Here is a 25,479-nt window from a genome sequence, read left to right on the forward strand (position 1 = left end):
ACGACGATATCGGGCCCCACTGACAGTCGACCCCGCCCGCCCGGCTCACCCCGCAGGCCCGCCCCGCGACCTGGGCACACAGAAGACCCCCCACGCACCCGCCAGAGCCAACCTACCCTTGCTGCCTTCCGGCCCTGGGGGAGTTCAGTCAGATAGCGCCGCGTGAGGGGCTGAGGCCAGCGTACCTGATCGCAGGGGGTGCGAACGAGTTCGCAAGCACCACCCACCGTCATGTAATGTTCCCGTCGGAGGATTCGCCTAGTGGCCTAGGGCGCACGCTTGGAAAGCGTGTTGGGGGCAACCCCTCACGAGTTCGAATCTCGTATCCTCCGCCATTGCTCTCACCGGGCAATACGAAGAAGGCTCTGACCGGTTTCGACTGGTCAGAGCCTTCTTCGCGTTCCGCTCCGAGTCGCTGGCAGTCCGGCCGGTTGGGCATCACGGGCGGCGACCCGGCGGGCCCCTCGTGATCTTCCGTCTCAGTTTCCGTCTCACTTGGGGTGCGCGGGCCCCTGTTCAGTCCCCCGGGTCGTCCTCGGCCAGCTCCGGCCACAGCTCGGCCGCAACCTGCTGCGCGACGTCCTTGAGCATGGAAACGGACGTGTGCTGATACCGGCTGCGCATTCGCGCGGACCCGCCCGGCTCCCACCCCATGATGGAGTCGACCACCACATCAGGGACCTTGAGAATCAGCAGGACAGTGGCGGCGGTGTGACGTGCGTCGTGCAACCGCCCGTCACGTACCCCCGCGTCCGTCAGCAACTGCTTCCAACGGTGGTAGTCGGTGTTCGGGATGAGCGGTCCGCCCGTCGGCTGCGCGAAGACGTACCCCTTGTCCTCCCACAGCTCTCCCGCCTCCTTCCGCTCCCGCTTCTGCTCTTCCTCGTGCTTGCGCAGAAGCTTGATGAGCGGGTCCGGAAGACCGATGGTGCGACGGCCGGCGCGGGACTTGGTGCTCTTGTGCTCCCGGCGAATCTGCCGACGGTCCCGGCAGTATCCGGCTTTCCGTCCGCAGGTGTCGCCGCAACCGTGCTCGTACTTCGGCCTCAGCCGGTTCTTCCGGATGCGGATGTATCCGGCGTCCAGGTAGACGTCTTCCCACATGAGTCCGAGCGCCTCGCCCTGCCGCAAGCCGAGCGCCAGGGCGAGCACCCAACGCGCACTGTTGCGGAGCTTCGACGCCTCCAACAGGAGACTCTGAATCTCTACGATCGTGTACGGCTCTACTTCGTCTTCTTCGAGCTGGGGCGCTTTGGCGATCTCCGCAACATTCCTCGCGAGGGACGTACGCCGCATCGCCTCATTCAGCGCGGCCCGGATCGTCCGGTGCACGTGGTGAGCGGTACCGGCAGCGCTGCCGTTCTTCTGCATCCGCTCGTAGAACCCTTCCAGGTGCTCCGGCTCCAACTTCTCCAACTTGTGGGCCCCGAGACCAGGCACCAAGTGAACCCTGACGTCCACCTCGTAACCGTCGTACGTGTTCTCACTGACGTACTTCTTGGCGATGTTGTAGACCCAGTGCTCAAGCCATGCCTTGACGGTCCACTGTTCGCCGACCTTACGAACGGTCCCTTCCTCGCGCTTGCGCTCCAACTCCCTTACGGCTGAGGTGACTTCGGGCCGCGTCTTCCGCTCGACATGGCGGCGGTCCGGGGTGCCGTCGTCGCGTACGCCGACAGTGACACGGCCGTGCCACTTGCCGTCTTTGCCGAGATAGATGGATGACGCGCCGTTCGGCTGTCGGGTGCGCTTCTTCTTCTCTGCCACAGGCAGACTCCTGTTTCTGAATGTCGGGATGGAGACCGGGGCGGCGGGCTGTCCTGTCCGGGAGTGCTGCCGCCCCGGGGTGGTCAAGCGGCTCGTTTGGCCGCGCGTCGGCGAGCGAGGTATTCGGCGGGCGCGTCCGCCGGGACGCGGCGGAGATGACCGATGTCGATGGATTCCAGTTCGCCGGTGCGGATGAGTGCGAAGCACGTGGTGCGGCCGATGCGGAGTCGGCGGGCGGCCTCTTCGACCGTGAGGAGAACCAGGGTTGTGTCGTCGTCGGCGGGAGTGGCGAGGGTGCCGTGTTCGTCCATGTGTCGCTCCGGTGGGGCTGAGTTCATGGGCAGGTGCCGCCGCACAAACCGCAAAATCCGCAGAAAAGCCGGGGACGGCCATTGACCTGCGGTGTTGCGGTGTGCGGGTGGTGGTGAGGGGTGCTCCGCAAAAATCCGCGATATTCCGCAAAAATCAGGGGTGGCCGGTGACCGGCCCCGGGCGGTGGGGTGGTGCTCGGTTTTTTGCGGAATATCGCGGGATTGTGCGGCGGGCCCCCGGCCGGGATGGGGCGGGGGCCGCGTCGCAGGTCAGCGGGGCATCCGGGGGTTATTGCGGATTTTGCGGTTTGTGCGGGAGGGGTTGTGCGCGCGGTCGGGGTTACCGGCCGCTCTGCCTCAGGGCGGGGTGGGCGAGTAGGCGGGGTGCCGGGGGGCGTCCGCGCTTGCCGGTGCGTTCGGGTTGGTAGGAGCGCAGGTATCCGTGGTCTTCCAGCAACGCGAGGGCGGGTTCCAGGTCGGCGACGGTGGGGACCTCGCTGCGGGACAGGGCGGTGAAGACGTCCCGCCGGCTGACGTCCTGCCATCCGTTGTCTCTCAGGGCGTCCAAGACACTGCGGGCGCGGCCCATGACCGGGTCGGCGCCCATGGCGTCGAATACGGCGAGGGCGTGGGCGGTGTAGTACTCCCCCAGCTCGATGGCCGCGTTCATGGTGTCTTCGGTGACGGGGTGCGCATAACCGTTGCCGCCGTGTTCGGCGAGGTGCAGCAGCGCGGCCATGCGGGCGGTCGCCCCGACGAGTTTTCCGGCCCAGTCGGTGATGTGGCCCAGCTTTCCGCCGCGCTCCTTGAGCCATGGTTCGACTCGTTCCTGATAGGCGATCAGGGCCGCGCCTGCGTCGGGGGTGAGCTGGATGACGGCCGGGTCGGTCCAGTCGGCGAGGGACAGGGTGAGGTCGATGACCCGGGCGGTGTAGGTGGTGGCCGTCTGTTCGGGGACCGGGTCGGTGATGACTTTCCGCTCGCCGACCGTCGACACCGGCAGCGAGTACAGGAAGCGGCCCAGCAGACCGCGACCCTTGCCGCCCTTGATCTTCCCCATGTCCAAGAGCACGTCGGGCTGTACGGCCAGTCCCATGGTCAGGGCGGGGGCGTCGACGTACTCGCGGCGGGTCTGCCGATTCACCCTCAGGCGACCCCCGGCATGGCCTTTGAGGAAGACTTCCATGTTCGGACTGCCCGAGTAGCGACCGGCGATGATGTCGAAGATTCCCCCTTCATCGCTCATCACCGACAGTCGGCCGCCCTGTTCGGCGATGAGCGAGGTGACCGTCTCGGGGGTGCAGTCGTCCGCCAGCAACAGGGGTTCGGCCGGCACGGTGAGCGTGTCGGCGGTCTGCGCGAGACCGACGGCGGTCTTCACCATCTCGTCTCGCTTGTCACCGTCGGCGGACGCGGCCTTGACGGTGGCCTTGTCCGCCGCTTCCTTCGCCAACCTCGCGGTCAGCTCCGCTTCGACGATCCGGGGCTTCATCGCCGCCTGTAGCTGTTTCTCCGCCTCGTACAGCGGGTCGGTCAGCAGTCCGAAAACGGCGGACTTGCGGTTGCCGGGCGGGAGCGCCACCACGGTGTAGAGGTTGGTCGGCTCACGCCAGTGGCCACGTACGTGGACCACCGACCGGCCGCCGGCCGCCGTGGCGAGCACGGCGAGGGCGACCGAACCGGCGAGGTCGACCGGGGTCTGTGTCTCTTCCCCGACGGCCGCCACGAACTCCCCCAACCAGGTGGGGAAGACGTGGGCGGGGAACGCCGGTCGCTCACGGCGGCCGGTGAGAGGAATGGGGTCCTCCCACACGTCCGGCACCGTCTCGTCCTCGCCGGGCGGGTCTTCCAGGGTGGGCAGTCCGGCCCACAGGTCGGGACTGTCCACAGGTTGTGGAGTCATGAGACCGCCCTCCCTTCGGCGGTGGTGGTGTGGGGGCAGACGCCGACGCTCACGCGGGCGGTCAGCCTGATGACGGCGGCACGGCCCCGGGCGCGTTCGTGATGCCCACAGGCACAGAGCCAGTCCGCGACCGGTACGCCCTCGCACTGGATCTGAAGTCCCGGGGTGATGCCGGTGACGGTGACCGTCTGCGCGTCAGAACCAACGGCAGAAAGGACGCCCTTGCGGGCGGCGACCTTCGGTTCGCCCACGGACGGCCGTAGCGGGCCCCGTACGGCGCCCTGAGGGCTGTTCGTGGGGGTTCGGGATGCTTTGTTCATGCCGCGCGCTCCACAGCCGTCTCAAGGCCGTTGGCGACCGCGCGGCGGGCGTAGGTCTCCGGGACGCCCACCCCGACGGCGGCCGTCACGATCTCCTCGCCGATGGCCGCGAGTCCGCACGGTCCGGGACATGCGGTGTGCTGTGCGGCGAGGAACCGTGCGACGCCGAACGCTTGTGATCCGGCGCCGGATTCGGTGCGGGCCCGTACGAGGGTGAGGCCGCGTTCCAGACCGGTGCGGACGTAGCGCTCGGTGTGGCGGCACCCGGTGGCCACCTCCCGGCCCCATATGGCGCGGGCGGGAAGAGAAGAGTCCACCTCCCCCGGGGCGGGGGTGGTGTCTTCCTTCACCAACAGGGCGCGCACGGCCGCCGGGAGAACGGCCATACGGCCGGCCCCCGGTCCAAGCCAACGGGCGTACTGCATCGTGGACTTGATGTCGACACCCGGCCGGACCGCGTTCGACGACCGCATGGTGCCCTGGTAGATCCAGTGCTCGCCGCGCGTCGTCGGCACGGTCCGGGTCGGGGGCAGGGTCGCGCGGGCCCATGCGACGGCCGCCGCGTTGTCCAGGTCGACGACCGTCAGCCCGGCTCCGCCGGGGTGGTAGGCGACCGCCGCCGCCTCATGCCACACGGCCGCCCACAGAGGCGAGGTGAGGACATGCGGGTCAGCGGTCGCTGCGGCCCACCCGTGGCACGGTGCCGGGCATTGGCAGGGGCCCGCCGCTTTCATGTTGGGTCGGTCGCCGCAGGAGCTGTCCTTGCAGGAACGGCAGTTGCCGAACGGGAGCTTGCCCGCCCGCAGGGGCAGGACCGGGACACCGGCCGCCGCGAGGGCGAGGGCGACGTGCAGGGGGTTCGTGGCGGCGTTCACGAGATCAGATCCAGCGGACGCGGCCGGGACGGGGCGCGCCCCGTTCGAGTGGCAAGGGCCGAGAAGCCCTCGCCGGACACACGCAGTTGAGTCATGCTGTAGGTCTCCTGTTCTGCAACGTCGGGATCGGAGACCGTGGGCGGCGGGCTGTCCTTGTCCGGGAGTGCCGCCGCCCACGGGCAGAGCTAGAAGGGCGGTTCGTTGCTGTAGCCGCCGGGACCCCACGGGTCACGGTCGTTGTGGCGGCGACGCAGCCACCGGGGCCGGTGCGGCAGGGGCATCAGGAACCAGCGGCGGGTCTCGTTCCAGCAGCCGCAGGGCTCCCACTCGTCACCGGCGTACTCGCCGTTCTCGTCGCCGTAGGGGTGCTCGATGCCGCCCAGTCCCTCGCAGTTGAAGCAGTCGGGGCGGGGCGTGTCGGTCAGAACCAGGGACCGGCGGGGCCAGTGGGCGACCTGGATACGCAGTCGGATCACGGGTGTCCGCCTTCCTGAGCCCGCCACACGGCGTACTGCTGGCGGACGTAGTCGCGGGGGTTGTCCGTCTCGCCCTCGCCGTCCAGAGCGAGCAGGGCACGGGCGACGTAGACGGCCTGTTCGTCGGGGTGGAAGCGGTCGGCGAGGGCCGCGCGGCGCAGCCACCATTCCCGGTCGCACCTGCCGTCGTTGGTCTGGGCGATCAGCCAGTCCGTCTCGGTCTGTTGGTCAGGGGCGCCGGTGTACGCCTCGTGGTTGCGTGCCCGCATGTGTTCAGCGAAGTCGGGGCTGAGGCCGCGACGGTCTGCGGTGGCGTACAGCCGGACGCGCTGACCATCGCGGGTGGGGTAGCGGCGGACGGCGCCAAGAGTGAACGCCCTGTTCAGCTCCGCCGTGACGGTGTCGGTGTCGTCGGGGTCGCAGATGACACGGATTTCGAACACAGTTGCCCCTGTCAGCCGTGGAAGTGGTTACGCTTGATGACGGCCTTGCGGATGTTGACCGTCGTCCCTCCCCGGTGGCCGCCCGCGCTGAACACCTGCACGGCGATCCAGCCGCCGAAGATGACGGCGGCGAGGATGACGAGTTGGGTCACCAGGGCGGTCAGGGCGGCGATGAACGTCGTGAGCAGCAGCAGTCCGCCGCACACGGCGAGGAACCCGACGCCCCTGAGGGCGACGTTCACGGCCGCGCGGGAGACGGCCGGTTTGGCGGTGACGACCGGGTCGGGGTGGACGGGGTTGAGGGTGTAGCCGGTGACGACGCGGCCGTCGGGCAGGACGACGCTCGTCACGGCCGGGATGGTGCCCGGCTGCATGGGCATGAGCGGCGCGGTGTGGGCGGGGGCGAGCGGGGTGGGGATGTGGACTTCCACAGCCGCCCTCTCGTGTCCGGCCGGACGGCCGTACGCGGTGGGTTCGTTCATGGTGCTGGACTCCTTTCGGATCAGCGGCCGACGCCGGGGACGGCGTCGGTGAACGCGGTGACGAGGTCGTTGATGGTGTCGGCCGCGCCGGTGTTGGCGAGGTAGAAGCCGAAGAGCGCGACGGCGACGACCGCGCCGGCGCCGACGGCCTTGAAGCGCAGTAGCAGCGCGACGACGACGGCGAGCAGCAGTACGAGCGGGATGGTGATGACCACGAGTTGTCTCCCGGCGGGGTCAGCGGGTGCCGGCGCGGTAGGTGCGCGCGGCGCGGTTGTAGATCCAGCGGCCCACGCGTATGCGCTTGCCGGTGGCGTCGCAGCGTCGGCAGTCCTTGCCGCGCTTGGTGTTGCCTTTGCGGTCGGTCTTGAAGCCGTGACCCATGCCCTCGCACTTGCGGCAGTCGCCGAACGGGCTCAGCCAGCACTTGACGACGTAACCGAGGGTGACGAACAGCAGGAATGCGGTAGCGAGCACTGCAAGGCTCATCAGGGGCCTCTCAGAGGGGTTGGAGGGGGTTTCCGCAGGTCGGCCGCTACGTGCTAGCAGCCTGATCAGGGGCAGTTTGGGTCGCTAGCAGGGTTGCTACCGGTAGCGACGTGTGCCACTACCGGTAGCAGGCTGCGGGGACCTATCCGGCGTCCCGCTTCTTGTTGCGCTCCGTAATCACGGTGGCGATGTCGTCGCGCTTGATGCCGCGCTTGTTGACCTGTTCGCCGTCGATGCGCCGGCTGATCTGCACGGTGCCAATGCCGAACGGCTTGAGCGCGGCGGTGAGCGCTTCCGCCTTCGGCTTGGCCTCCATCTCGGCCCACGGGCCGTAGACGTCGGGGCGCAGGTCGGCGAGTCGGTCAACGACCGTTTCGGACCACACCTTCGTCTCTCCCTTGCCGAGTACCTGGGCGACGTCGTCCAGGATCGTGGCGGACGTCTCGGGTGCCGGTGCTTCGCCGACCGCGTCGCCGGACAGGGTCCCCTCGGCCTCACGCAGCGCGGCGGCACGGGTCAGGATGCGTTCCGCGTCCCGGCCGTCGGCGAGGTAGGTCCGCACGATCCCCGAGTCGTCCGACATGCCCTTGAGTAGACCCACGCCCTTGTGGGACTTGAGCAGCTTGGACGCGTCCAAGCCCTCCGAGTACGAACCGGCACCGAGGATCGTGTCCGACACCTGGTAGGCGCCGACCCGCAGCGCGAACCGGGCCTGGTGCTGGTCACGCAGCTCCGAGGGGCACGCCTTGTCGTCCGGCTTCTGCGTCGCGGTCATGACCGAGACACCGACGGCCGGGGCGACCCGGGCGAGGTAGACCATCAGAGACAGGATCTCTTTGCCGTGCTCAGGGTGGGTCAGGTACTCCTGCACCTCATCCACGACGAACAGGGTCAGGGGCATGTTCAGCTTCTTGTCCCGGCTGATCTCCGGGGTGAGCTTGCCCTCGGGGCAGACGTGCAGCGGCAGTTCGGACAGCCGGTGGTACCGGTCCTCGACGTCCGCCTTGAGTTCCCGCAGCGAGGTCAGCAGGTGCTGAACGGGGTCAACCCCGTTCTTAGGCACGATGCCGAACCCGATCCGGTGGGCGACCTTCGCGAACGTGCGCCAGTCCGGCGACGCCTTCCCGTCGAACAGGTAGAGCCGCACGTACGGGTCCAGCGCGGCGGCGAGGGCGATGGTGCGCGCGGAGAACGTCTTGCCCTGACGCGGGACGGCGCCGACCAGCAGCGACAGCCACAGCATCGTGGCCATGACCGGGTTGCCGCGCTCGTCGACACCCCACGGGAAGGGCTTCCAGAAGTCCACCCTCGTTGCCCCCAGCAGCGGGGACTTGCCCGACGGGACGGCGAGCGGGTCACGGTCGGCGATCCAGTACGACACCCGACGACCGCTCGTCTCGTCCTTGTCCAGGAACAGTTGGGTCGGGGCGATGTCCATGCCGGACGCGAGACGTGCGTGCGCCTTGAGCGCGTCCTCGAACGTCTTGCCGTACGGCAGGTCGACGACGACCCTCCAGCCGTCGCCGTCCCGGCCGATCGGCCGGGGGAACGAGATCGACTGATCCTTGGCTGTCAGGCCGGCCGCCTCGTGCGCGCGGATGACGATGTCGGAGGACAGCTTGCGCTTGCGGAACGTCACCTTGGCCATGTCGACCAACGGCCGGTCCGCCGGCGCCCCCGCCACACCCAAGGTGGTGGTGAACGCGGCGATGACCAGCATGAGCAGCCACGACGGCGCCATGACGTACAGGGTCAGCGCGGCGGCCAGACCGACGAACCCGCCGACCGTCGCCACGATCCCCCTCAGCCGGACACGGTCGTTGCGCTGCCGCGACAGCTTCAAGTACTCCGCCGCGTCCTCGTTCGCCACCGACGCGATACGCAGCGACTTGCCCTCCGCGTCGAACACCCACCGGCCGACCGCGGTTGACCAGCGCCACGCTCCGCGCGGCGAGTACATGCAGATCTTCGGCGTGTAGACGAGCGGCAGACGCACGGCGTGGTAGCCGGCCACAGCCGAGTAGTGGCGAACCGCCCACTTGCGAACGGCCGTTCGCTGGTCAGGGAGCTTCACCCAGTCCGGCAGCACCGGCATACGGGCCTTGTCCCGCGCCTCCATCCACTCACTGACGGACGGCGGGTAGACCTCACGCGGCGGGTCGACCGGGGCACCCTCGGTCAGTCCCTCCGTCTCGGGGTCGTCGGCGTCGGGGAGTTCGGCCTGCCACTCCCCGGGCTTGACCGCGCCCTCGCCGGTCGGCGCGGCCGGGTCGGTCTTCTTTTTCAGCGGGAACGGCACGATCTCGGCCGTCGGCTGTTCGGTGCCCTCCGGGTCCCCGGGGGGCGTGAAGGTGGTGGTTTCCGTCACGATGTACGCACTCCTTCGGGAGTCTCAGGGTCCGGCCGGCTTGCTGTGGAAGGTCGGGCGGCCGGACCCGGGTTGTGGTCGGTTCAAGCGGCGCGCTGTTCCTTGGGGAACGGACCTGTTGAGCGGCCAAGTGGGCCGCTAAGGTCCTGCTCATGGGGGCTCATCTGGGGGAAGACGGCAGGTACTACGGCGAACTGGAATGCCGGTGGTGCGAGACGCGCATCAACCAGGCAGGACGTCGGAAGCCGCGTCTTTACTGCCGCACGTCACATCGCTGGAAGACCTACGGCGCGTGGGCGGTTGGCCTGGTCACGAATCTCTTCTGAGCTGCACCAGACCGCAGCCTCTTCGTTGACGGCGATGCACCTACCGCAGATGCCGTGAGAGCGCGGGATGCAGTAGCCAACGTCCATTCGGCACTGAGGGCAGGTGCGGCGGGCGGTGTCGGCCTTGGCCAACGCTCGCCACTTGGCCGGGGTCATCGGCCGCACCGGACGGGCGAGGTCGACCCGGTAGAGGTACGCGGTCAGCGGTTCGCGCCGGCGACGCGGCCTCAGGAGCTGGGCCGCGATGTCCTGACCACCCGGCCGTAGTCCACGGATGCGGAGTTGGCGGCGGGTGGCCAAGCCGTCGGGGGCGCAGCGCCACGGATAGGTGGGGATGCCGAAGCGTTCGCCGTTCGGGTCGAAGCAGTCGGCGAGGGTCAGCCGCTTCACGCGGCCTTACCGCCACCGGTTGCGCGTTCGGCGAGGATCGTGTCCCGCAGCGTCCGCGCGTTCGCCGGCGAGGTGTGGAGTTCGCGGCGGATACCCTCCGCCGTGACCCGGCTGTCCGGCCAATCGGCGGTCGCGGTGCGGGCCTCAGCGAGCAACTGATCCGTCGTGCGCTTCGGCCGGGGCGATCGGGCCACGGAGGGAACCCGGCCGGTCGCCCGGCGGGATCGGGGGGAGTCGGCCGCTACCGTCCGCCGCCCCGTCGACCCGGTCGGCGTCCGGTCGGTCTTCACCGGCACGATCGGCGAGGTGATCGCCGCAACCGGCTTGAGGGGCAGCGTCGGCTTTACGCAGTCGACCGCCACCGGATCGGGCACCGAGAATCGAGTCAGCACCACCGTCGGCGCCGGGGTCGATTCCCGCAGGTCAGCCGTAGACCGTTTCCTGATGGTCTCGGTAGATTCCTCCGCATTCGTGACGAGGGCGGGGACCGGGTCAGTTCCGCCGAACATCGACGCGAGGGCGGCATCCGCACCGGCGGTGATCCGGTCGCGCTGTACGTCCAGCAGCCTTGATCCGAGCGCTGCGTCCCCGACCCCGACCTTGCGGGCCAGACGCCATGACGCCCGCTCCGACCGCTTCCTGACCCGGTCGGCTGGATGCTGAGCGGCGCGTGCGCGGTGGTAGGCGAGGGCTTGGACGGTGTCGGCGGTGCGCCGCTCGTTCTCCGCGTCGCGGCCGTCGGTGTGGACGACGATCCGCCGCGCGAGGAACGCCATGCCCTCCGCCGATACGGACATGCCCATGGGGGTCAGGGCGTAGATCACGGTGCGTCCCGGGTCCGGCGCGGCCATGGCGCCCATGACGGCGGCGGCGGCCGGCAGTGCCCACAGTCCGATCCGTACGACGCGCGGGGAGGACTGGCCCAGCATGGTCAGACCGAGCAGCACCAGGGCGAGGACGGCGGTCGCACCCTCGCCGGCGGCGAGGGCACCGAGAGCGGTTCCCTTGCCGTAGGCGTGCCCGATGTTGCTGTAGGTGCCGATGCCGCCGATCACGCCCGTGGCGAGCATGGGCACGAACGCGGCTGTCAGCACGCCGATCTGAACCCTTGTCAGGGGCTTGCGCGTCTCGCTCATGCCGCTTCCCCCGTCCCCGAGCGCAGGGCGCGAGCGGAACGCAGGAAGGGGACCGTGCGGGTCAGCGCGTCGGCGTACAGGGCGTCCCAACCGGCGATCTCGTCACCGGCCTCACCCATCGCGGCCAGGTCGGCGAGGACGTCACGGGCCGCGTCCTCGCGGGCCGCGCGGTCGTCGTCCGTCTCGGACTCCAGCGGGCCCCGGAACAGGTCGACGTCGATACCGAGCGCCAGTTCCGCGAACTCCAGGTCGCCGAACGCTTCCTGACCGGCAATGAAAGTGCGCATACGCATGGTGGATCTCTCCATTCAAGTACGTCGGGATGGCACGGGGCGGTCGGCTGTCCTGTCCGGGAGTGCGACCGCCCCGCGAAGAACGGGGGTCAGACGGTGGTGCTGATGAGCGCGACGCGTGCTAGCCGATCTGCACGTAGCCGCTGGTCACCCGGCGGCGAACGTTCAGGTGACCAGCGCCGGTGATGCGGGCGCTGCCAGAGGTGGCGTTCACGGACAGACGGCCGGTGGCCTGCGGGGTCGCGGCCATGCGGACGTTGCCGGAAGTGAGGTTCAACCGGGCGTTGTGGCCGCTGTAGGCGCCGACATTGACGTTTCCGGACGTGAGGTTGATATCCAGCGGACCGGTCACCTCGCCGACGACGACGCTGCCGCTGGTGACCGTGGCGTCCAGGTCACCGGTCCGCTCAGCGGTCAGCGTGCCGGACGTGCCGACGTACTCCAGCCGCGCCAAAGTGCCGGTGACAACGGTGTTCGCGCTGTACGTGCTGATCGTGACCACCGACCGCGCGGGCAGGTGGACAACGGCCGTGATCGGCGTCGCCGCGTCCCCGGCCGGGCCGGTGGCGGTGACCTCGCGGCCGTTGACGAAGACCTTGCCGCCGCCGTGGCCGGTGATGTGGACATTGCCGTTCACGATCTGCACGCCGTTGCCACCGGAGAACGTCATGGTGCCGCCACCCATGCGGATGGTGGTGCTGCCGTTCATGCCGCCGGCGACGTCCGGGACGCGAACCCGGAGGTTCTGCCCGTTGAGGCTGACGGTGGTGTCGCGGATCGCGTCGGCCGACGGGCCGGACGTGGCGTCCGTCGTCAGCACCATGCGCGCCTGCTTCAACGCTGGGTCGACGACGACCCGGATGCTGCCGGTGCCCATCGTCAGATCCAGGGCGATCGGGCCGACGACGTCCACGGGGATGATTCGCTCGGTCATGGGCTACTGCTCCTGACTACGCCGGGATAGGAAGATCCGGCGCGGCGGGCTGTCCTGTCCGGGAGTGCCGCCGCACCGGATACGCAGGCCAAGCCGCAGCAAGCGGCGGGCCAAGTGCCCCGACCGGGAGTCGAACCCGGCCCGAAGACCATCGGGGCTGTAGTGCTGGGAGAGGTCAGCCGTTGCGGCCGTAGGCCTCGTTCAGTTCCTTCTCGACGTCCGTGCACTGACCGGACGCGATGCGGTCGTAGACCTCCTGACCGCGCTGCACGGACTCCGGGGAGGTCAGGTCGGACGACTGCTGCGACTGCACGCCGAACATGTGGACTCCTGAGTTGTCGTAGGTGGTGGGCCCGCGCCGAACGGATCGGCGGGCCGCGCGCCCCTGCCTGCTTCGCTGCGTACGCCCGTGATGGCCGGGCAGGGGCTGAGGTTTCGTCGTTCTCGAATCACGCTGTTCAGTTCTCAAGCAACTGCCGATCACGGACGCTCGCGGCGAGCGGCCGAGGCCGCCTTCCTACGAGCTGTTCCGTGCCGGTGATGCAGTACCTGTTTTACAGGTACTGCATAGGGGTCCGTCAAGTACAGCGACGGGACTTCCTGGCTTCGCACCAAGACTTCTTGGTGCACCATCAGAATCGGTGCAGGTCAGGGGAGTTGGTCACCCCATGCGTGGACACCTCAGGGACTTCTGGCTACCGTCAAGAGGTCCCTAGAAGTCCCACCGGGAGAGCAGATGTCCAACGAACGTTTGCGATCAGCCCTGTTGGCCCGTGGCATGACCGTTCAGGGGTTGGCCGAGGAAATCGACGTCAACCCGAAGACCGTGGAACGGTGGATCACTCAGGGGAAGGTGCCGTACCGGCGACACCAGTACGCCACAGCGTCCGCGCTCAGGGTGGACGTCACGACCCTGTGGGACGACACCCGGGCTGTGGACAGCGCTGCGGATCTCAGCAAGGCGGAGATCGTCACTGTCTATCCGCATCGCCACCTGGTCCCGTCCGGCCTCTGGCGGGAGATATACGAGCGCGCTGAGAGGTACCTCGATGTCCTCGTGTACTCGGGATTGTTCCTGTCCGAAGACCCCCAGTTCCTCGGTCTCCTCAGGAAGAAGGTGGAGTTGGGAGGACACATGGGGCAGACGCAGGTGCGCATCCTGCTCGGAGATCCCAAGTGTGCGGCGGTGAAGCAGCGCGGCATCGATGAGGGTCACGGGATCATGGACGGCAAGATTCGCAACGCCCTGGTCAACTACCGCCCGCTGTTCGAGAGCCACCCGGAAATACGGTTCCGACTGCACGAAGCCACGCTGTACAACTCCCTGTTCCGCGCGGATGACGAGATCCTGGTCAACACCCATGTCTACGGCGTCGCCGCGTACATGGCTCCCGTCCTCCACCTGCGGCGAATGCCCGGCGGCGGTTTGTTCGACACCTACGCCAATAGCATCGAACAAACCTGGGGAGGAGCACGCCAGGCCACGGAAGCTGACTTCAAGGGAGCCTGACCATGGGACGCATTGACCACTTCCACAACCCCGACGCCCCGCCGGCGAACTCGGTCGTTCCGTCCGTGGTGGCGTTCGTACAGAATTCCGCAGGACAGGTGCTCCTGATCAAGCGTTCCGACAACGGCCGGTGGGCGCTGCCGGGCGGGGGCCATGACGCCGGCGAGTTCATCAGCGACACCGTGGTGCGGGAGGTCTGGGAAGAGACCGGCATCAAGGTGGAAGTCCTCGAACTGTCCGGGGTCTATACCGACCCCGCGCACGTGCTCCAGTACGACGACGGCGAGGTCCGGCAGCAGTTCAGCATGTGCTTCCGCGCGCGGCCGGTGGGCGGCGATGTCCGTACGAGCAACGAAACGACGCAGGTCCGTTGGGTCGACCCAACGGACCTGTCTCAGTACGACATTCACCCCACCATGCAACTCAGGATTGAGCACGCGATGGATCAAACGCGGACAGTGCCCTACATCGGCTGACGCTTGACGGCGGCGACCTGTTCGAGCACGCGTGACGTGCTCGCAAGGATCTCTGGCTCAGCTCGGCGGATGAACGTGCCGATCAGGCTGTCCGGCCCGTAGCGTCCGGTGATCTCATTGATCCGGTCCACGGGGTTCGTGGGCGTGCCGTCCGGCGTCGTGTTCATGTCGCAGTAGCACAGCGCGTCGTTCAGCCCGGCGGGTTCGCGGGAAAACTCGCCCTCAAGTTCCTCGCGCAGGCCCCGGGCGTCCGCCTCCATCCACGCACAGGAATGGTGCGCGACCAGGTTCACGACCCGTTCGTCCGCCCGCGCGATGTCCCGGAGGTAGCGCGCACCATCGAGTGGGTGGAACCCCGTTTTGGCGAGGTCAGGCGCGTAACCGATGTCATGCAGTACCGCAGCCGCTTCCAAGAGCTCCGCGTCCTCGCCGACGACGGCAGCGATGGTGCGTGCCCTCTCAGCAACTCCGAGCGAGTGCTTCCAGCGACGCGGCAGCGGCTCAGACAGCAGCGATTCCGCGAGCGGGTACGCCCACTCAGTCAGTCCCGTCAAAGTGACGAACGCTCCTCTCGATTCGGCAGGGCCCGCACAGTTCGTAGCCTGCCCTGCCCCCCTTCAGACAGCCATCCCGCAGCTTCCAGCTTCTCCAGTGCCTTCGTCACCGTCGGGCGCGAAACACTGAACCGCTCGCATAGAGCGGAAGCACTCGGAAAGGTTGCCCCTACTTCCAGTCCATCATCCGCGATGACGTCAGCGAGCCGTTCCGCGAGGGTTCGACGGTCGGTCCGCTGACCGTCCCGGATGACGCGCCACCGGCCGCCAGGAACCGGCTCTGCCATGCCGTCCTTCCGGAGCGCTGCGAACGCCCGGAGCACTACGCCACGCGAGACCCCGTGATCGCGCACAAGCTCAGCGGCTGGCGGCAGTTCAGCCATCTCCGCGTCCGCCTCGATTCGGGCCTTGAGCACATCCGCGATCTTCTGAAAGGTCCCGCGCGGGCTCACCTGCTGCGGCACTCGCCCTCCCCACTCCGTCTCGGGTCGTCACGGTCAAGCGTGCCACCATGCGCCCTTCGACCTGCGGCCAGGTTCCTTGAGCATCCAAATTTCCTTCTCTCCGAAGTGCAGAACACGGATCCCATGTGGCATATCCAGAACATTCCCTAACCAGATATCTTCTAGAAATGGTTCGCCTTACGGATTCGATCAACAAGGATCAGCACACGTTCTTTTAGATCGAACACATCCCACAAAGAATCAGACTCACGTACGGCGGCACGAGCAATTTCCACCTTATCTGGCGTTACAACACCGGGATCGCCTTCCTTTTTTCGCTTCACGCCGGAAAATTTGTCATCAAATTCGCTCGTCGGCTTAACGGGAGTCGCACTCGGGTGCACCTGTTGCGCCGCCGACTCGAATACCTCCTGCGGCACATAATTCTCGATCTCCCGTCCGGAAGTAACCCATGCGAAGCCACCATAATCAGAGAATTCCTTCAGAATTCTAACCTTCGTCTCCCTGATTTCATCCGCAGCCGACTTGCGATCAGAATCAATAATGATCGCCATGTTTCGATTGATCTTCAACAATAGAATAAAGTCTTCCACCGCCCCTGCCGGCGCGAGCCATTCGGCGCCACTGAGATGCGAAAGAAGCTTCCCACCGTAAAACATCACACTGTAGTGAATTCCCTCGATTAGCGAGGCATCATTGAGACGAATCCAGTGGTTGACGTAAATCCGATCCGACGGCCCTTCAACCCAAACGATGAAGTTTGACTGCAAAATATCTGATGCTCGATACCCTAGACTCCGAGAGATCCGCGCACGATTATGTTCAGTGACTGCTGTTCGAATCCTGGTGCCGTTCTCGTACGTATGAGAGATGTCGACAACCGTCACTTGGGGATTATCCATAAGGCTCGTTGAATGAGTACTCAGGAGGTATCGATTGTCCGTCTCCGCCATCAGGTATCGGGCAAGCTTGCGAAGGAGAATCGGGTGAAGATGCACTTCAGGTTCCTCGATGCACACAAGGGCACCTGAATGCCAGGTCGCAGCCGCCGCCAACATCACTACCTGCGAAACTCCAGCGCCGAGGCTCTCAATAGGAAGCACTCGGCCTCCTACGCTTACATGGACCGTTGTACTGTTGTAAGGAATTGCGATCTGCGCATCCTCTTCTTCAAGTACACTCTTCAAGAAATCGTTGATTCTTTGAAATTTCTTCGAATCCTCACGATATCGCTCAGCCGAGGGCGAGTGCAGCGCGTGCAGAAACCCGGGAAGTCCCCGACCATCCAAACGGGTCAGATTAGGAGTCGGCGAGCCGTCAGAAACGATTTCCCGAAAAGCTGGAATCATAACAACTTTCGGGTAAATCAATGGTTGAGCGAGATGCTCTACGATTTTATGAATATTGATCTCCATGCCCGATGCGCTGCCCATGAGGTCGTTAGCAAGGTCAGCAAAGGCTCGATCCATTCCTTTCATGTCCGCGAAAATCGTCTGCAGCCAATCGCGACGGAGGGTGGCATTTCCGTCAGAATTGCGTTCAAATCGAAACCAAAAAGCCTTATCCTCCTCACTGTAGAGCATCGGGTGTTTAGCAAGTTCTTCCAAAGTTCGACCGGATCTAGAGTCAATTCGTGAGCGATATTGAAAAATTGCATCCACGTGATCGAAAGGACTATCGACCGACAACGAGATGCCGAATCCAAACGGAGGAACCTTCACACCGTCAGGGAGAATAGGAACGTCCAAAGCGTCTAGATCTGAAATTGCCCTTCCACCTCCAGCCAGCGGAGAAATGAACTTCTCCGCAAATCTGAAGATGTTACTCTTACCGCTGTTATTCGGTCCGGCAATTACAGTCATCTTACCTAGCGGGAAGACTCTCTGCGGTTCCGTGTAGAAGCTTCGAAAACCCTGGATCTCGAAACCAGAGATCTCACTCATGTTTACTCCCGGAAGAAGATACGGCGACACTGAGGACCATTGTGATATAGAGGGGCGTCGATCATGATGAGAATCCCAAACTTCAGCCGCAGCTTCGACGCCACACCAGGACTCAACGCAAGCGCTCTGCCTAGAGATCTCAGCTCCCCTACTCGTTGAGCAGGGTGCACAGGAGACCAGACCGTCCTCACCCAAGAGGTCGCTCCGTCTCAGTTTCCGTCTCGTTCATGGCCGTGCGCGGGCGTTCAGAGCCGTACGGACTGCGGTTTTCTCCGGCACCACGTACGGCTGTGAACGGGCCCGAACGGCCACGAACACCCTCTGACCTGGACCAACAGACTTGGAAAGCGTGTTGGGGGCAACCCCTCACGAGTTCGAATCTCGTATCCTCCGCCAGTGCCTCACCGGGCACGATGTCGAAGGGCCCCACCGCGAGGTGGGGCCCTTCGACGTTGTTCTCAGACCCCGTTGTCCTGGTTTTTGTCCACAGTGGGTGTCTCCGGGGGTCCCCAGATGGCTTCGGCGATCTTCCGGCAGGGACTCCTCGCCGTGGTCGGGGAGCCCCTACCCAGCGCGGTTACCGTCGATGTCGGCCTGATCCAGGACCCCGGCACCAGTCATGAGCGCTGGCCGTGATGGAGGCCAACACGGCCTGGTTCTCTCACAGTTACGCGGCCCTGGCCGACACCGTGTTGGACGTCGTTCTGCGCGCAGCAGGTCCTCGTGGCCAGGTTTCCCCCGTCGCCGCTTCACCAGCAACGTCCTCGGCCCCCACTTCGAACAGGTCTGCCGCGACTGGACCCTCCACCACGCCGACCCCGACCTGCTCGGCGGCCTCCCGGCCCGAGTCGGCCACGGCGTCGTCCATGACCCCAAAGCCCGCACCGGCCACGAGACCGATGTGGCGGTCGTCGGCATCGCGGACGGAGCCAAGCCGCCGCTGCTGGCCATCGGAGAAGCCAAGTGGAACGACACCATGGGCATCTCGCACATCGATCGCCTCCGGCACATCCGCGACCTCATCACCCAGGCCGGACGCTACGACACCACCCGTACTCAGCTCATCTGCTTCAGCGGGGCGGGCTTCAACGACAAGGCCCGCGTCGCCGCCACCACCCCCGGCGTCCCTGATCGATCTGGCAGCCCTGTACGGCCAGGCGTAACACCGGCGCTGAGTGAGCTGCTGCCTTGATGCCGATCGGCCTCGGCGAGAATGTCATGATCCGGACCTGAAAGAGCGGGAATCAGTCGAATACGCGCGCAGGTAGAGCGGCTCGCACCGCCCGCCGGTGACGATGGTCCTGACATGGCACGCCTCCGACCGGACAGAGGAGGACGAATGGGCAAACAGGTCAAGTGCGGGTCGACCCATACCAAGACCGGCAAGCGGTGCCAGAAACCGGCGATGATCGGTTACTCCCGCTGTCAGTTGCACCGCGGCGAGTGGAACCCGCCGCAGAAGAAGACCAAGAAGCGCTAGCCGCAAGCTGTGGTGCGGTTCTCTGACGGGGAGTTCGGGGGCCTCGTGACGATTCTCAGGCCCCTCCTCATGCAGCTACGCACCTCGACGACGGGCTGCGGGTCTGGGCGACGTGCCGTATGTCCTCTTCCAGCGGGCTCGGTGCCGTTGGTCGCCCTGGCCGGAGCCGTTGACGCTGAACAGGGACTGCAAGGTGGCTCCGTTGTTCCACAGTCCGAGGTGGTCGCGATGGATGGCGAGGATGCCGTTCTGCAGGGCGAAGGTTTCGGAGGGGCGGCTGAATCGGGTGGTGGTGACGAAGACTGCCAGGTCGGCGCCGAAGTGGGCTTTCGCGCCGAGGAGGTCACGCAGCTCCCGGCTGGCAATGGTGCTGGTGGTGGTGTAGCGCTTGCACTGAATGATCATTGTGCGGCCGTCCGGGAGACGGCCGGTGACGTCAGCGCCGTTGTCTCCGGAGCCGCCGACGCGGCGGACGTCGGTGCAGCCGTCGCGCCGGCAGAGAGCCGCGACCAGGTCTTCGAATTCGGTGCCGGACATCTTGTCGACGTCGGCCAGTGTCCGATGGCCGACCCGAATCGCGTCCTGCCCGCGCCAGCGCCGGTCCCCGCCGCGAAGGAGCCGGTCCGTACGCAAAAGCCACCAGGCTCCGGTGGCAAGGCCGCCGAGCACGACAGCTCCGACGAGGTACGGCCAGATCGCTGACCAGAACACCACCAGCGTGACCAGCAGCAGGGCGCCACCGCTGAGGATCACCTTCCACTGGCTGCGTGCGGATGATCGTCGCCCGCGCTTCCTGGCCATGACTCCCCCTCCGTCGGCTGTCTGCCGAGCAGTGTGGACAGCCGTGCGGTGGCGCAGGTAGACCGCCTCTTGGCCAATGGCTCGAATCCGGCCGCCGACCTGGGTGAAACGCGGGCAGCTGGTCGCCGCCGGCCGGCTTCCGGTACGCCGGTTACGGGACCAGTGCGATGTGGGGGTGGGACGGGTCGGCCCGGCAGGCGTAGAGCTGTAGTTTGTTGGCGCCCGCGATGTCGAGCAGGGTGAAGTTGCCGCCCCGGGCGCCCAGGGGAGGCGGGGTCTGGTTCGCCGGGTTCTCCTCGGGGATCCAGGACTTGCTGATGGCGTCCCATTCCGAGGAGGCGATCGTCAGGAGCGGGACCGTCTCGGTGCCGCACTTGGCGCAGGGGCGGTCGTCGGGGTCGGTGACGTCCCAGCTGGTCCAACCGCCGGTCTTCCAGCCCGGGGCGGTGGAGAGGGTGCCCAGGTACAGCTCGCCCAGATCGGTCGAGTACGGGGTGTACCGCGCGGGGTCGATCGTCTCCCAGCGGCTCACGTCGGCCAACTGGTCCCGGACCTCGTCCTCCAGGTCCCTTGGGTGGGGGAATTCGGTGACCGGCTCCGGGGAGAGCAGGCAGGGCTCCGGGAGGTAGTAGTCGAGCTGGACGATCGGCGGCTCGGGCGGTGCGTCCAGGACGTCGGTGACGGTGGCGGAGTCCCGCCAGAAGAGGGCGGTCCTGGGGTGGGCGTACTCCTCGTGGTCGAAGGGGCACCACAGCACCTGGAGGAGGTCCGTGCCGGACGGGCGCGGAAAGAGGCTGTCGCGACCGTAGAGCTGGGCGACGGGGAGGAGGGGGATCGGGCCGTCGAACCACGGGCGGCCTGCCTTGATCCGCTCCAGGGTCTCCTTTTCCTCGGGGGTCCACTGGGCCGCCTCGGGGTCGAGGCGCAGCCGCTCGGCCGATGCGGCGCGGATGCGGCGGTGGAGCCGGACGTCGTCCGGTGAGAGGACCACCGGTGCCGCGTGGCTGTCGTGCGGCTCGTCGCAGTACAGCCACGGTTCGTCGGCGGGCCACAGGAGCGGCCCGCCGACGGAACTGTCGCGCACGGTCGGCGACCCGGGGCGTGGGTGCAGCCGGGTCGCCGTACGCGCCAGCGGGGCCAGTTGAGGGAAGACCGCGGTGATGTCGATAGGCCGCGGTGGGGTGGTGAAACTCATGCCCGGCTCCCGTTGGCGCGAACTGGTATGGCTGTGCTGATCAGTTGCCGAGGTTGAGCGTCCCGGTGTTCTGCAGGGTGTTGGTCACGTAGACGCTGGGGAACAGCTCCTCGGTGGCCCCGCTCGCCCGTTCGATGTTAGCGCTCATCGTGACGCCCACCGGAATGGTGCTCTTCGCGTCCTTGTAGACGGGTGTCACCTCGTAGAAGATCGCGTCGCTCGCCCCGAGACTGGAGCTGGAGTCCTTGATCATGTTCTGCGCGATGGTCTCGTAGGTCCGCATGCTCGGCGTGCCCGTGTTCATCCCCGACTGCCAGCAGGGAACGAGGTTGGACCGAGTCTCCGCTGTCGTGCCCATTCCGCCGAGGACCTTCGCGATGAGGTGGCACCGGGCCAGGCCGTTGCTGACTCCGCTCGCCTTCTTGAACTCTTCCGCGTCCTTCCATCCGGTGATGGGGTCGCTGGTTCCGCTTCCGTCCGTGATTTTCCTGCCCAGGCATGCCTGCGCCCGGGTGGGCCGCTGTCCGGGCCCGCTCGTCGGGACGGTCTGGTTGACGAGAGGCACCGCCTCGGTGGTGTTCATGAACCAGCCGTCGCCGTTGGGGAGCGAGCCGATCGGTGAGGGGTCGTTGAGGCAGCTGGCGTGCGGTCCAGTGTCCGGCGTCGAGACGGGCAGTTCGAACTCGTCGGCGTCGATCACCCGCTGGTCCTTGAAACCGTCGGCGAGCTGTGTGTCGGCGAACTGCTTCTCGGCGGGCGTGACATGGGCCTGCACGCAGGGTGACGCGGGGTCGACCACACGGGCGTCGTTCAGGACGTACGTGTCCCACTCGCCGTTGCCGAGGTTGGGGATCACCTCCACGCACCGGGCGCCGGCGGCACCGCCCTCCTTCGCCTCACCGAAGGGGAAGTCGCCGCAACTGTCCGCGTCGACGAGTTCCGGCTGCGCCGTGAAGCCCCCGCACGTGCTGGCGGTACGGCCGGCCACGCCGCTGGTCGACCGGGTCAGCGGGCTGCCCTTCTTGCCCCAGGCGCCGTTGAGGTTCTTCTGCGCCCAGCCGTAGGCGGCCACGGCGCCGCCCGCGTCCGCGCTCGTCGCCTTCATCGGTACGACGGCCATGACGGAGGGGACGGCACAGCCCGCCACCGAGGTGCCGCCGACCGCGTCGTCACACCTGAGCTGACGCGAGTTCTTCCACGACGCGTTCGGGTCGGTCGCCGTCGCGCCCGGGGACGTCACGTACATCGCGTAGGCCGTGTAGAAGGAGGCGGAGGAGCCCGCCGTCTGCGCCGAGGAGAAGGTGACGTTGCCGGTGAGGGTCTGGTTGAGGGTGATGGCGCCGCCGAACCAGGGGGCGGTCTTGGTGGCCGTGCATCCGGCGTCGCACGAGGCGCGGAGCTTGGCGTTCAGGGACGTGACGTCGCCGGTGGCCAGGGTCATGGTGACGGAGACCTGCTCGCTCCAGGTCGTGGCCGTCGGGGAGAGGTCACCGCCGGTGGAGACCTCCAGAACGCCGCGTCCGATCTCCACGCCCCTGCTGTCGCGGAGGATGTAGGTGATGTTGATGCCCGTCACGCAGTACGAGAAGCGCGTGTAGGTGTAGTTGCCGGGGCTGGTGATGTCGCAGCTTCCGGCGGCTGCTGCTGCGGTGGCTGCTGCTGCGGAGGCGGCAGGAGCGGCGGCGGTCGCGCGGCTCTTCGCCTTCGCGGGGGCGGGGGTGACCGTCACACAGGACTCGACGGCACCCGCGCGGCGCTCTTGCGAGCCCGGCGCGGTGGCGGTGCAGTCCTCACCGGATCCGGCCGCGAACCTGCTGGTCTCGGTCTCGGTGGTCTTCGCGTCGGGCGCCGCGGACTTGGTGGCGGACGAGGCCTTCGCCGTCGCGGGCGGCTCGGCCGCCCGGCTCGTCGCGGCCGTCGTGATGACGAGGGTCAGGGCGGTGAGGACGGTCAGGGCCGTCGAGCGGGCGCGTCTCCTTGTGACACGCCCGCCAGGTATTCCATGCATGGGGGCAGGAACTTTCCGTAGGGGGAGGGGGGAGAGGGGGGCGCCGCCTGATTGACGCCGCCCCCGGGAAAGAGAACGGGCGGGATCAGGACGCGAGGGTCCAGATGTCGCTGAGGCCCTTCGTGATGCCGGAGACCAGGTCCTCGCCGGTGTCTGTGATCTTGCCGACGACGGGCTTGACGAGGCCGCCGCCGAGCGCCTTGTCGGCGGCGCCGACCCACTTGTAGGCGCCGAAGGAGACCAGGCTCAGGCCGGTGCCGGCGGCGGACTCCCAGAAGGCACCGCTGGTGAAGCCGTGCTCGATGCCCGTGAAGAGGGTGCCGAGGGCGCCCGCGCCCGCGGAGACTCCGGCGAAGAAGCCGGCCGCGGCGAGGGCCGGCGGGAAGACGGTGGCCGCGAGGGCGCAGCCGGCCGCCAGGAACCCGGCGCCGATGCTCACCACGTTGGCGGCGTCCGCGTAGAACTGGGCGTCGTTCCACCACTCGTCGGCGTCGCCGTCCGCGGTGCCGTTCGGGTTGACCTGGTTGTTCTTGTCGTTGTTTGCCGGGTCCCGCTTGGCGTCGCGCTCCTCCTGGGCCTTGCGCGCGGCCTCCTTGGCCTTCGCGATCACCTCGGCCCGCTTCTTGTCGGCGACGATCTGCTTGGCCTGGGCGTACGCGGCGGCGGCGGCCTTCGCGTCGGCGGAGGCGGCGAGTTCGGAGGCGCGGGCCGCGGCGGCGGAGCGCTGGGCCTCGGCGGACGAGGCGAGGGCCGCGCGCGCCGAGTCGACGGCCTTGTTGGCCGAGTAGTTGGCGGAGCGGGCGGCGCCGCGGGCGGTGGCGGCGGCGTTCTTCGCCTTGGTGGCGGAGGCCTGGGCGTCGGCGGCCGACTTGTCGGCGGCGTCGGCGTTGTCCCGCGCCTGCTGGGAGTAGTCCTTGGCCTTGGCGGCGGAGTCGAGCGCCTTCTGCGCCCACTTCTGAGCCTCGGCGGCGGCATTGCGGGCGTCGGCGGCGGCCTTCGAGGCCACGGCCGCGTCCTCCTGAGCCTTCTCAGCGATCTTGGCGGCGGCGGCGATGGCCCCGCGGACGGCGGCGACGTGGGTGGCGGTGTCGAAGTCGAGCTGCGCCGTGCGGAACTGGACCACCGTGATGAAGTGGCGCAGCATCCACGCCGGTCCTTCGAGCGCGACCTCCGCGTAGGCCTTGGTGAAGGCGCCCGCGATGTTGATCAACTCGACGGCCCGGACCTTGTCGTCCTCATTGACGGCCAGCGGGTAGTCATGGTCGAAGAAGCGGTTGAGGGAGTCGCTGGTGTTCTCGTCGAGCGCCTTGTTACCGGCATCCTTGACGGCCTTGCCGGTACCGCTGTCGCCGAGGATCTTGTTGATGGCGACACGCAGGTCCTCGTCCGAGGCACGCTTCATGCCGCCGGTGAGGAAGTCGCCGACGGCCTTGGAGCTGGTGCTCTCCAGCGCGGCCGCGGCGGCCGCGGCGACCTTCGGACCGCCGACCGTCGCCACGTGGAGGGTGGTCTCGCGGTCGTCCTCCCCCTGGGCGAGGACCCGGTCGAGGTCGATCCAGGCCCAGACGTCGTCGTCGGAGCCGGCGAGGGCGTGCTGGGCGGCCTGCCGGGTGTTGGCCCCGCGGGCGTCGATCAGGGCGACCGCGGCCTGCCTGCCCAGGGTCGCGGCGACCGACATGTCGCCGGAGTACAGGGCCTCTTCAGCCTTGGAGATGAGGTCCTTGGTCGCTTGGGTGGTGCGCTCCGCCATCAGCCGCTTCTCGCGGACGTCGGAGAGTTCGGCCTGCTCGATGGCGGCAAGCTGCCGGGCCTCCTCGATGGCCTGCTGCTTGTCCTGCTCCAGGGTCTGCGCCTCGGCGGCGCGGGCGTTCTTCTCCACGTCGATGGCGTCGCTGACGGCCTGGGTGGCGAGGTTGGCGGCCTTCACGGCCTCCCCGGCGTGGGCGGTCGACCTGTTGGCGTAGTCGACGGCCTGACCCGCGAACTTCACGGCCTCCTCGGCGGCGTCCGCTGCCTTGTCGGCGTGGTTGGCGGCGGAGTTGGCGGCGTCGCGGGCGGTGCGGGCCGCCTTGGCGGAGGCGGTCGCCAGTGCCTGGGCGGCGGAGGCGGCGTTGGTGGCGCGGTTGGCGGCGCTCGTGGCGATGGCGGCCTGACGCTTGGCCTCGTTGGCCTCCGCCTGGGCTGCACCGGCGGAGGCGGCGGCCTGGGCTGCGGCGGTCGCGGCGGCGGCGCTGTTGCGGGCGGCGGAGGCGGCGGCCGGTGCCCGGTCGCCCGCCTCGCACCGCACCATGACCACGTTCAGCGCCGCCGACGAGGAGAAACAGCGGGGCGTGCGGCAGATGAAGCTCATCGCCGCCGGGCTGCTGCTCTTCGTGGCCGTGGTGTACGTGCTGGCCAAGTGGGCCTCGCACGAGGGCGCGGGCGCCTGGGCCGGCTATGTCGCCGCGGCCGCCGAGGCGGGCATGGTGGGTGCGCTGGCGGACTGGTTCGCCGTGACCGCGCTGTTCCGGCACCCCCTCGGACTGCCCATCCCGCACA

General features: G+C 67.5%; 28 protein-coding genes, 1 tRNA gene, 1 other RNA gene and 1 pseudogene. 7 read left to right on the top strand and 24 right to left on the bottom strand.

Annotation, left to right across the window (positions count from 1 at the left end):
* Window positions 1-78 precede the first annotated feature (78 nt).
* Window positions 79-175, bottom strand: an RNA gene (gene ffs, locus PV396_RS39865) — signal recognition particle sRNA small type.
* A 72-nt stretch (window positions 176-247) separates the two neighbouring features.
* Between ffs and PV396_RS39870 the strand changes: the two genes are divergently transcribed.
* Window positions 248-335 (top strand) — tRNA-Ser (locus PV396_RS39870).
* Between the two features lie 181 nt (window positions 336-516).
* Here PV396_RS39870 and PV396_RS39875 read toward each other — a convergent pair.
* From PV396_RS39875 to PV396_RS39950, 16 genes and pseudogenes are all read right to left on the bottom strand, one after another.
* Window positions 517-1,767 carry a site-specific integrase gene (locus tag PV396_RS39875; RefSeq protein ID WP_319213216.1) on the bottom strand — a complete coding sequence of 417 codons (1,251 nt, stop codon included), beginning with the start codon at window positions 1,765-1,767 and terminating at the stop codon, window positions 517-519.
* Window positions 1,768-1,850: 83 nt separating this feature from the next.
* The gene (locus PV396_RS39880) at window positions 1,851-2,078 is read right to left on the bottom strand and encodes a helix-turn-helix domain-containing protein (protein WP_319213217.1); all 228 of its coding nucleotides are present in this window, start codon (window positions 2,076-2,078) and stop codon (window positions 1,851-1,853) included.
* 340 nt (window positions 2,079-2,418) lie between these two features.
* Window positions 2,419-3,966: a YfjI family protein gene (locus PV396_RS39885; protein WP_319213248.1), complete on the bottom strand. Its 1,548-nt coding sequence runs from the start codon at window positions 3,964-3,966 to the stop codon at window positions 2,419-2,421.
* Window positions 3,967-3,977: 11 nt separating this feature from the next.
* A complete protein-coding gene (locus PV396_RS39890) occupies window positions 3,978-4,301 on the bottom strand; it encodes a hypothetical protein (RefSeq protein ID WP_319213218.1) in 324 nt (107 codons plus the stop codon).
* The gene (locus tag PV396_RS39895; protein ID WP_319213219.1) at window positions 4,298-5,176 is read right to left on the bottom strand and encodes a bifunctional DNA primase/polymerase; all 879 of its coding nucleotides are present in this window, start codon (window positions 5,174-5,176) and stop codon (window positions 4,298-4,300) included. Before PV396_RS39895 ends, PV396_RS39890 begins: the two co-directional genes overlap by 4 nt.
* A gap of 185 nt (window positions 5,177-5,361) precedes the next feature.
* On the bottom strand, window positions 5,362-5,652 hold the full coding sequence (locus PV396_RS39900) for a hypothetical protein (protein WP_319213220.1): 291 nt from the start codon (window positions 5,650-5,652) through the stop codon (window positions 5,362-5,364).
* The gene (locus PV396_RS39905) at window positions 5,649-6,095 is read right to left on the bottom strand and encodes a hypothetical protein (RefSeq protein WP_319213221.1); all 447 of its coding nucleotides are present in this window, start codon (window positions 6,093-6,095) and stop codon (window positions 5,649-5,651) included. The genes PV396_RS39900 and PV396_RS39905 overlap by 4 nt, the downstream gene beginning before the upstream one ends.
* Window positions 6,096-6,106: 11 nt before the next feature.
* Complete coding sequence (locus PV396_RS39910) at window positions 6,107-6,577, bottom strand: hypothetical protein (protein WP_319213222.1); 471 nt, start codon at window positions 6,575-6,577, stop codon at window positions 6,107-6,109.
* Between the two features lie 20 nt (window positions 6,578-6,597).
* Entirely contained in the window at window positions 6,598-6,792 is a 195-nt protein-coding gene (locus PV396_RS39915; RefSeq protein ID WP_319213223.1) for a hypothetical protein, read from the bottom strand.
* 19 nt (window positions 6,793-6,811) lie between these two features.
* Window positions 6,812-7,063: a hypothetical protein gene (locus PV396_RS39920; RefSeq protein WP_319213224.1), complete on the bottom strand. Its 252-nt coding sequence runs from the start codon at window positions 7,061-7,063 to the stop codon at window positions 6,812-6,814.
* Between the two features lie 142 nt (window positions 7,064-7,205).
* A complete protein-coding gene (locus tag PV396_RS39925) occupies window positions 7,206-9,431 on the bottom strand; it encodes a cell division protein FtsK (RefSeq protein WP_319213225.1) in 2,226 nt (741 codons plus the stop codon).
* A 341-nt stretch (window positions 9,432-9,772) separates the two neighbouring features.
* A pseudogene (locus PV396_RS39930) lies at window positions 9,773-10,147 on the bottom strand (RRQRL motif-containing zinc-binding protein); the annotation flags it as partial.
* Window positions 10,144-11,283: a conjugal transfer protein gene (locus PV396_RS39935; protein WP_319213226.1), complete on the bottom strand. Its 1,140-nt coding sequence runs from the start codon at window positions 11,281-11,283 to the stop codon at window positions 10,144-10,146. The pseudogene PV396_RS39930 and the gene PV396_RS39935, both read right to left, overlap by 4 nt.
* Window positions 11,280-11,570, bottom strand: a complete 291-nt coding sequence (locus tag PV396_RS39940; RefSeq protein ID WP_319213249.1) for a hypothetical protein — start codon at window positions 11,568-11,570, stop codon at window positions 11,280-11,282. The genes PV396_RS39935 and PV396_RS39940 overlap by 4 nt, the downstream gene beginning before the upstream one ends.
* A 127-nt stretch (window positions 11,571-11,697) precedes the next feature.
* Entirely contained in the window at window positions 11,698-12,510 is an 813-nt protein-coding gene (locus PV396_RS39945; protein ID WP_319213227.1) for a DUF4097 family beta strand repeat-containing protein, read from the bottom strand.
* Window positions 12,511-12,685: 175 nt separating this feature from the next.
* Entirely contained in the window at window positions 12,686-12,832 is a 147-nt protein-coding gene (locus PV396_RS39950; RefSeq protein ID WP_319213228.1) for a hypothetical protein, read from the bottom strand.
* Between the two features lie 414 nt (window positions 12,833-13,246).
* Here PV396_RS39950 and PV396_RS39955 point away from each other — a divergent pair, with 414 nt between their 5' ends.
* Entirely contained in the window at window positions 13,247-14,020 is a 774-nt protein-coding gene (locus tag PV396_RS39955) for a helix-turn-helix transcriptional regulator (RefSeq protein ID WP_319213229.1), read from the top strand.
* Between the two features lie 2 nt (window positions 14,021-14,022).
* Window positions 14,023-14,496 (top strand): NUDIX domain-containing protein, encoded by a 474-nt coding sequence (locus PV396_RS39960; protein ID WP_319213230.1) that lies wholly within the window; start codon window positions 14,023-14,025, stop codon window positions 14,494-14,496.
* Here PV396_RS39960 and PV396_RS39965 read toward each other — a convergent pair.
* From PV396_RS39965 to PV396_RS39975, 3 genes are all read right to left on the bottom strand, one after another.
* Window positions 14,484-15,050, bottom strand: a complete 567-nt coding sequence (locus PV396_RS39965; protein WP_319213231.1) for an HD domain-containing protein — start codon at window positions 15,048-15,050, stop codon at window positions 14,484-14,486. The two genes, PV396_RS39960 and PV396_RS39965, sit on opposite strands and share 13 nt — an antisense overlap.
* Entirely contained in the window at window positions 15,047-15,433 is a 387-nt protein-coding gene (locus PV396_RS39970; RefSeq protein ID WP_319213250.1) for a GntR family transcriptional regulator, read from the bottom strand. The genes PV396_RS39965 and PV396_RS39970 overlap by 4 nt, the downstream gene beginning before the upstream one ends.
* Before the next feature lie 242 nt (window positions 15,434-15,675).
* The gene (locus PV396_RS39975; protein WP_319213232.1) at window positions 15,676-17,457 is read right to left on the bottom strand and encodes an AAA family ATPase; all 1,782 of its coding nucleotides are present in this window, start codon (window positions 17,455-17,457) and stop codon (window positions 15,676-15,678) included.
* A gap of 513 nt (window positions 17,458-17,970) precedes the next feature.
* Here PV396_RS39975 and PV396_RS39980 point away from each other — a divergent pair.
* From PV396_RS39980 to PV396_RS39990, 3 genes are all read left to right on the top strand, one after another.
* Entirely contained in the window at window positions 17,971-18,093 is a 123-nt protein-coding gene (locus tag PV396_RS39980) for a hypothetical protein (RefSeq protein ID WP_319213233.1), read from the top strand.
* On the top strand, window positions 18,077-18,649 hold the full coding sequence (locus PV396_RS39985) for a hypothetical protein (protein ID WP_319213234.1): 573 nt from the start codon (window positions 18,077-18,079) through the stop codon (window positions 18,647-18,649). The genes PV396_RS39980 and PV396_RS39985 overlap by 17 nt, the downstream gene beginning before the upstream one ends.
* A 147-nt stretch (window positions 18,650-18,796) precedes the next feature.
* Entirely contained in the window at window positions 18,797-18,937 is a 141-nt protein-coding gene (locus tag PV396_RS39990; protein WP_319213235.1) for a hypothetical protein, read from the top strand.
* A 75-nt stretch (window positions 18,938-19,012) separates the two neighbouring features.
* Here the strand turns inward: PV396_RS39990 and PV396_RS39995 are convergent, their stop codons facing one another.
* The 4 genes from PV396_RS39995 to PV396_RS40010 form a co-directional block, all read right to left on the bottom strand.
* Window positions 19,013-19,738, bottom strand: coding sequence for a restriction endonuclease (locus PV396_RS39995; RefSeq protein WP_319213236.1), 726 nt, complete (start codon window positions 19,736-19,738; stop codon window positions 19,013-19,015).
* A 151-nt stretch (window positions 19,739-19,889) separates the two neighbouring features.
* Window positions 19,890-20,933, bottom strand: a complete 1,044-nt coding sequence (locus tag PV396_RS40000; protein WP_319213237.1) for a hypothetical protein — start codon at window positions 20,931-20,933, stop codon at window positions 19,890-19,892.
* Between the two features lie 40 nt (window positions 20,934-20,973).
* A complete protein-coding gene (locus PV396_RS40005; protein ID WP_319213238.1) occupies window positions 20,974-22,941 on the bottom strand; it encodes a DNA/RNA non-specific endonuclease in 1,968 nt (655 codons plus the stop codon).
* 85 nt (window positions 22,942-23,026) lie between these two features.
* Window positions 23,027-25,231, bottom strand: coding sequence for an ALF repeat-containing protein (locus PV396_RS40010; RefSeq protein ID WP_319213251.1), 2,205 nt, complete (start codon window positions 25,229-25,231; stop codon window positions 23,027-23,029).
* Here PV396_RS40010 and PV396_RS40015 point away from each other — a divergent pair.
* The coding region (locus PV396_RS40015) for a DUF445 family protein (RefSeq protein ID WP_319213239.1) at window positions 25,230-25,479 on the top strand (250 nt) is incomplete at its 3' end. The genes PV396_RS40010 and PV396_RS40015 overlap by 2 nt on opposite strands.

It is taken from the genome of Streptomyces sp. ME02-8801-2C (assembly GCF_033793965.1).
In the GTDB taxonomy this organism is placed as follows: Bacteria; Actinomycetota; Actinomycetes; order Streptomycetales; family Streptomycetaceae; genus Streptomyces.

Coding starts and splice junctions, on each gene's coding strand:
- PV396_RS40000 (WP_319213237.1), bottom strand. CDS start 20,933: ATGAGTTTCACCACCCCACCGCGGCCTATCGACATCACCGCGGTCTTC.
- PV396_RS39995 (WP_319213236.1), bottom strand. CDS start 19,738: ATGGCCAGGAAGCGCGGGCGACGATCATCCGCACGCAGCCAGTGGAAG.
- PV396_RS39910 (WP_319213222.1), bottom strand. CDS start 6,577: ATGAACGAACCCACCGCGTACGGCCGTCCGGCCGGACACGAGAGGGCG.
- PV396_RS40010 (WP_319213251.1), bottom strand. CDS start 25,231: ATGGTGCGGTGCGAGGCGGGCGACCGGGCACCGGCCGCCGCCTCCGCC.
- PV396_RS39920 (WP_319213224.1), bottom strand. CDS start 7,063: ATGAGCCTTGCAGTGCTCGCTACCGCATTCCTGCTGTTCGTCACCCTC.
- PV396_RS39980 (WP_319213233.1), top strand. CDS start 17,971: ATGGCTTCGGCGATCTTCCGGCAGGGACTCCTCGCCGTGGTCGGGGAG.
- PV396_RS39975 (WP_319213232.1), bottom strand. CDS start 17,457: ATGAGTGAGATCTCTGGTTTCGAGATCCAGGGTTTTCGAAGCTTCTAC.
- PV396_RS40005 (WP_319213238.1), bottom strand. CDS start 22,941: ATGCATGGAATACCTGGCGGGCGTGTCACAAGGAGACGCGCCCGCTCG.
- PV396_RS39890 (WP_319213218.1), bottom strand. CDS start 4,301: ATGAACAAAGCATCCCGAACCCCCACGAACAGCCCTCAGGGCGCCGTA.
- PV396_RS39935 (WP_319213226.1), bottom strand. CDS start 11,283: ATGAGCGAGACGCGCAAGCCCCTGACAAGGGTTCAGATCGGCGTGCTG.
- PV396_RS39945 (WP_319213227.1), bottom strand. CDS start 12,510: ATGACCGAGCGAATCATCCCCGTGGACGTCGTCGGCCCGATCGCCCTG.
- PV396_RS39950 (WP_319213228.1), bottom strand. CDS start 12,832: ATGTTCGGCGTGCAGTCGCAGCAGTCGTCCGACCTGACCTCCCCGGAG.
- PV396_RS39985 (WP_319213234.1), top strand. CDS start 18,077: ATGAGCGCTGGCCGTGATGGAGGCCAACACGGCCTGGTTCTCTCACAG.
- PV396_RS39880 (WP_319213217.1), bottom strand. CDS start 2,078: ATGGACGAACACGGCACCCTCGCCACTCCCGCCGACGACGACACAACC.
- PV396_RS39990 (WP_319213235.1), top strand. CDS start 18,797: ATGGGCAAACAGGTCAAGTGCGGGTCGACCCATACCAAGACCGGCAAG.
- PV396_RS39970 (WP_319213250.1), bottom strand. CDS start 15,433: ATGGCTGAACTGCCGCCAGCCGCTGAGCTTGTGCGCGATCACGGGGTC.
- PV396_RS39955 (WP_319213229.1), top strand. CDS start 13,247: ATGTCCAACGAACGTTTGCGATCAGCCCTGTTGGCCCGTGGCATGACC.
- PV396_RS39940 (WP_319213249.1), bottom strand. CDS start 11,570: ATGCGCACTTTCATTGCCGGTCAGGAAGCGTTCGGCGACCTGGAGTTC.
- PV396_RS39960 (WP_319213230.1), top strand. CDS start 14,023: ATGGGACGCATTGACCACTTCCACAACCCCGACGCCCCGCCGGCGAAC.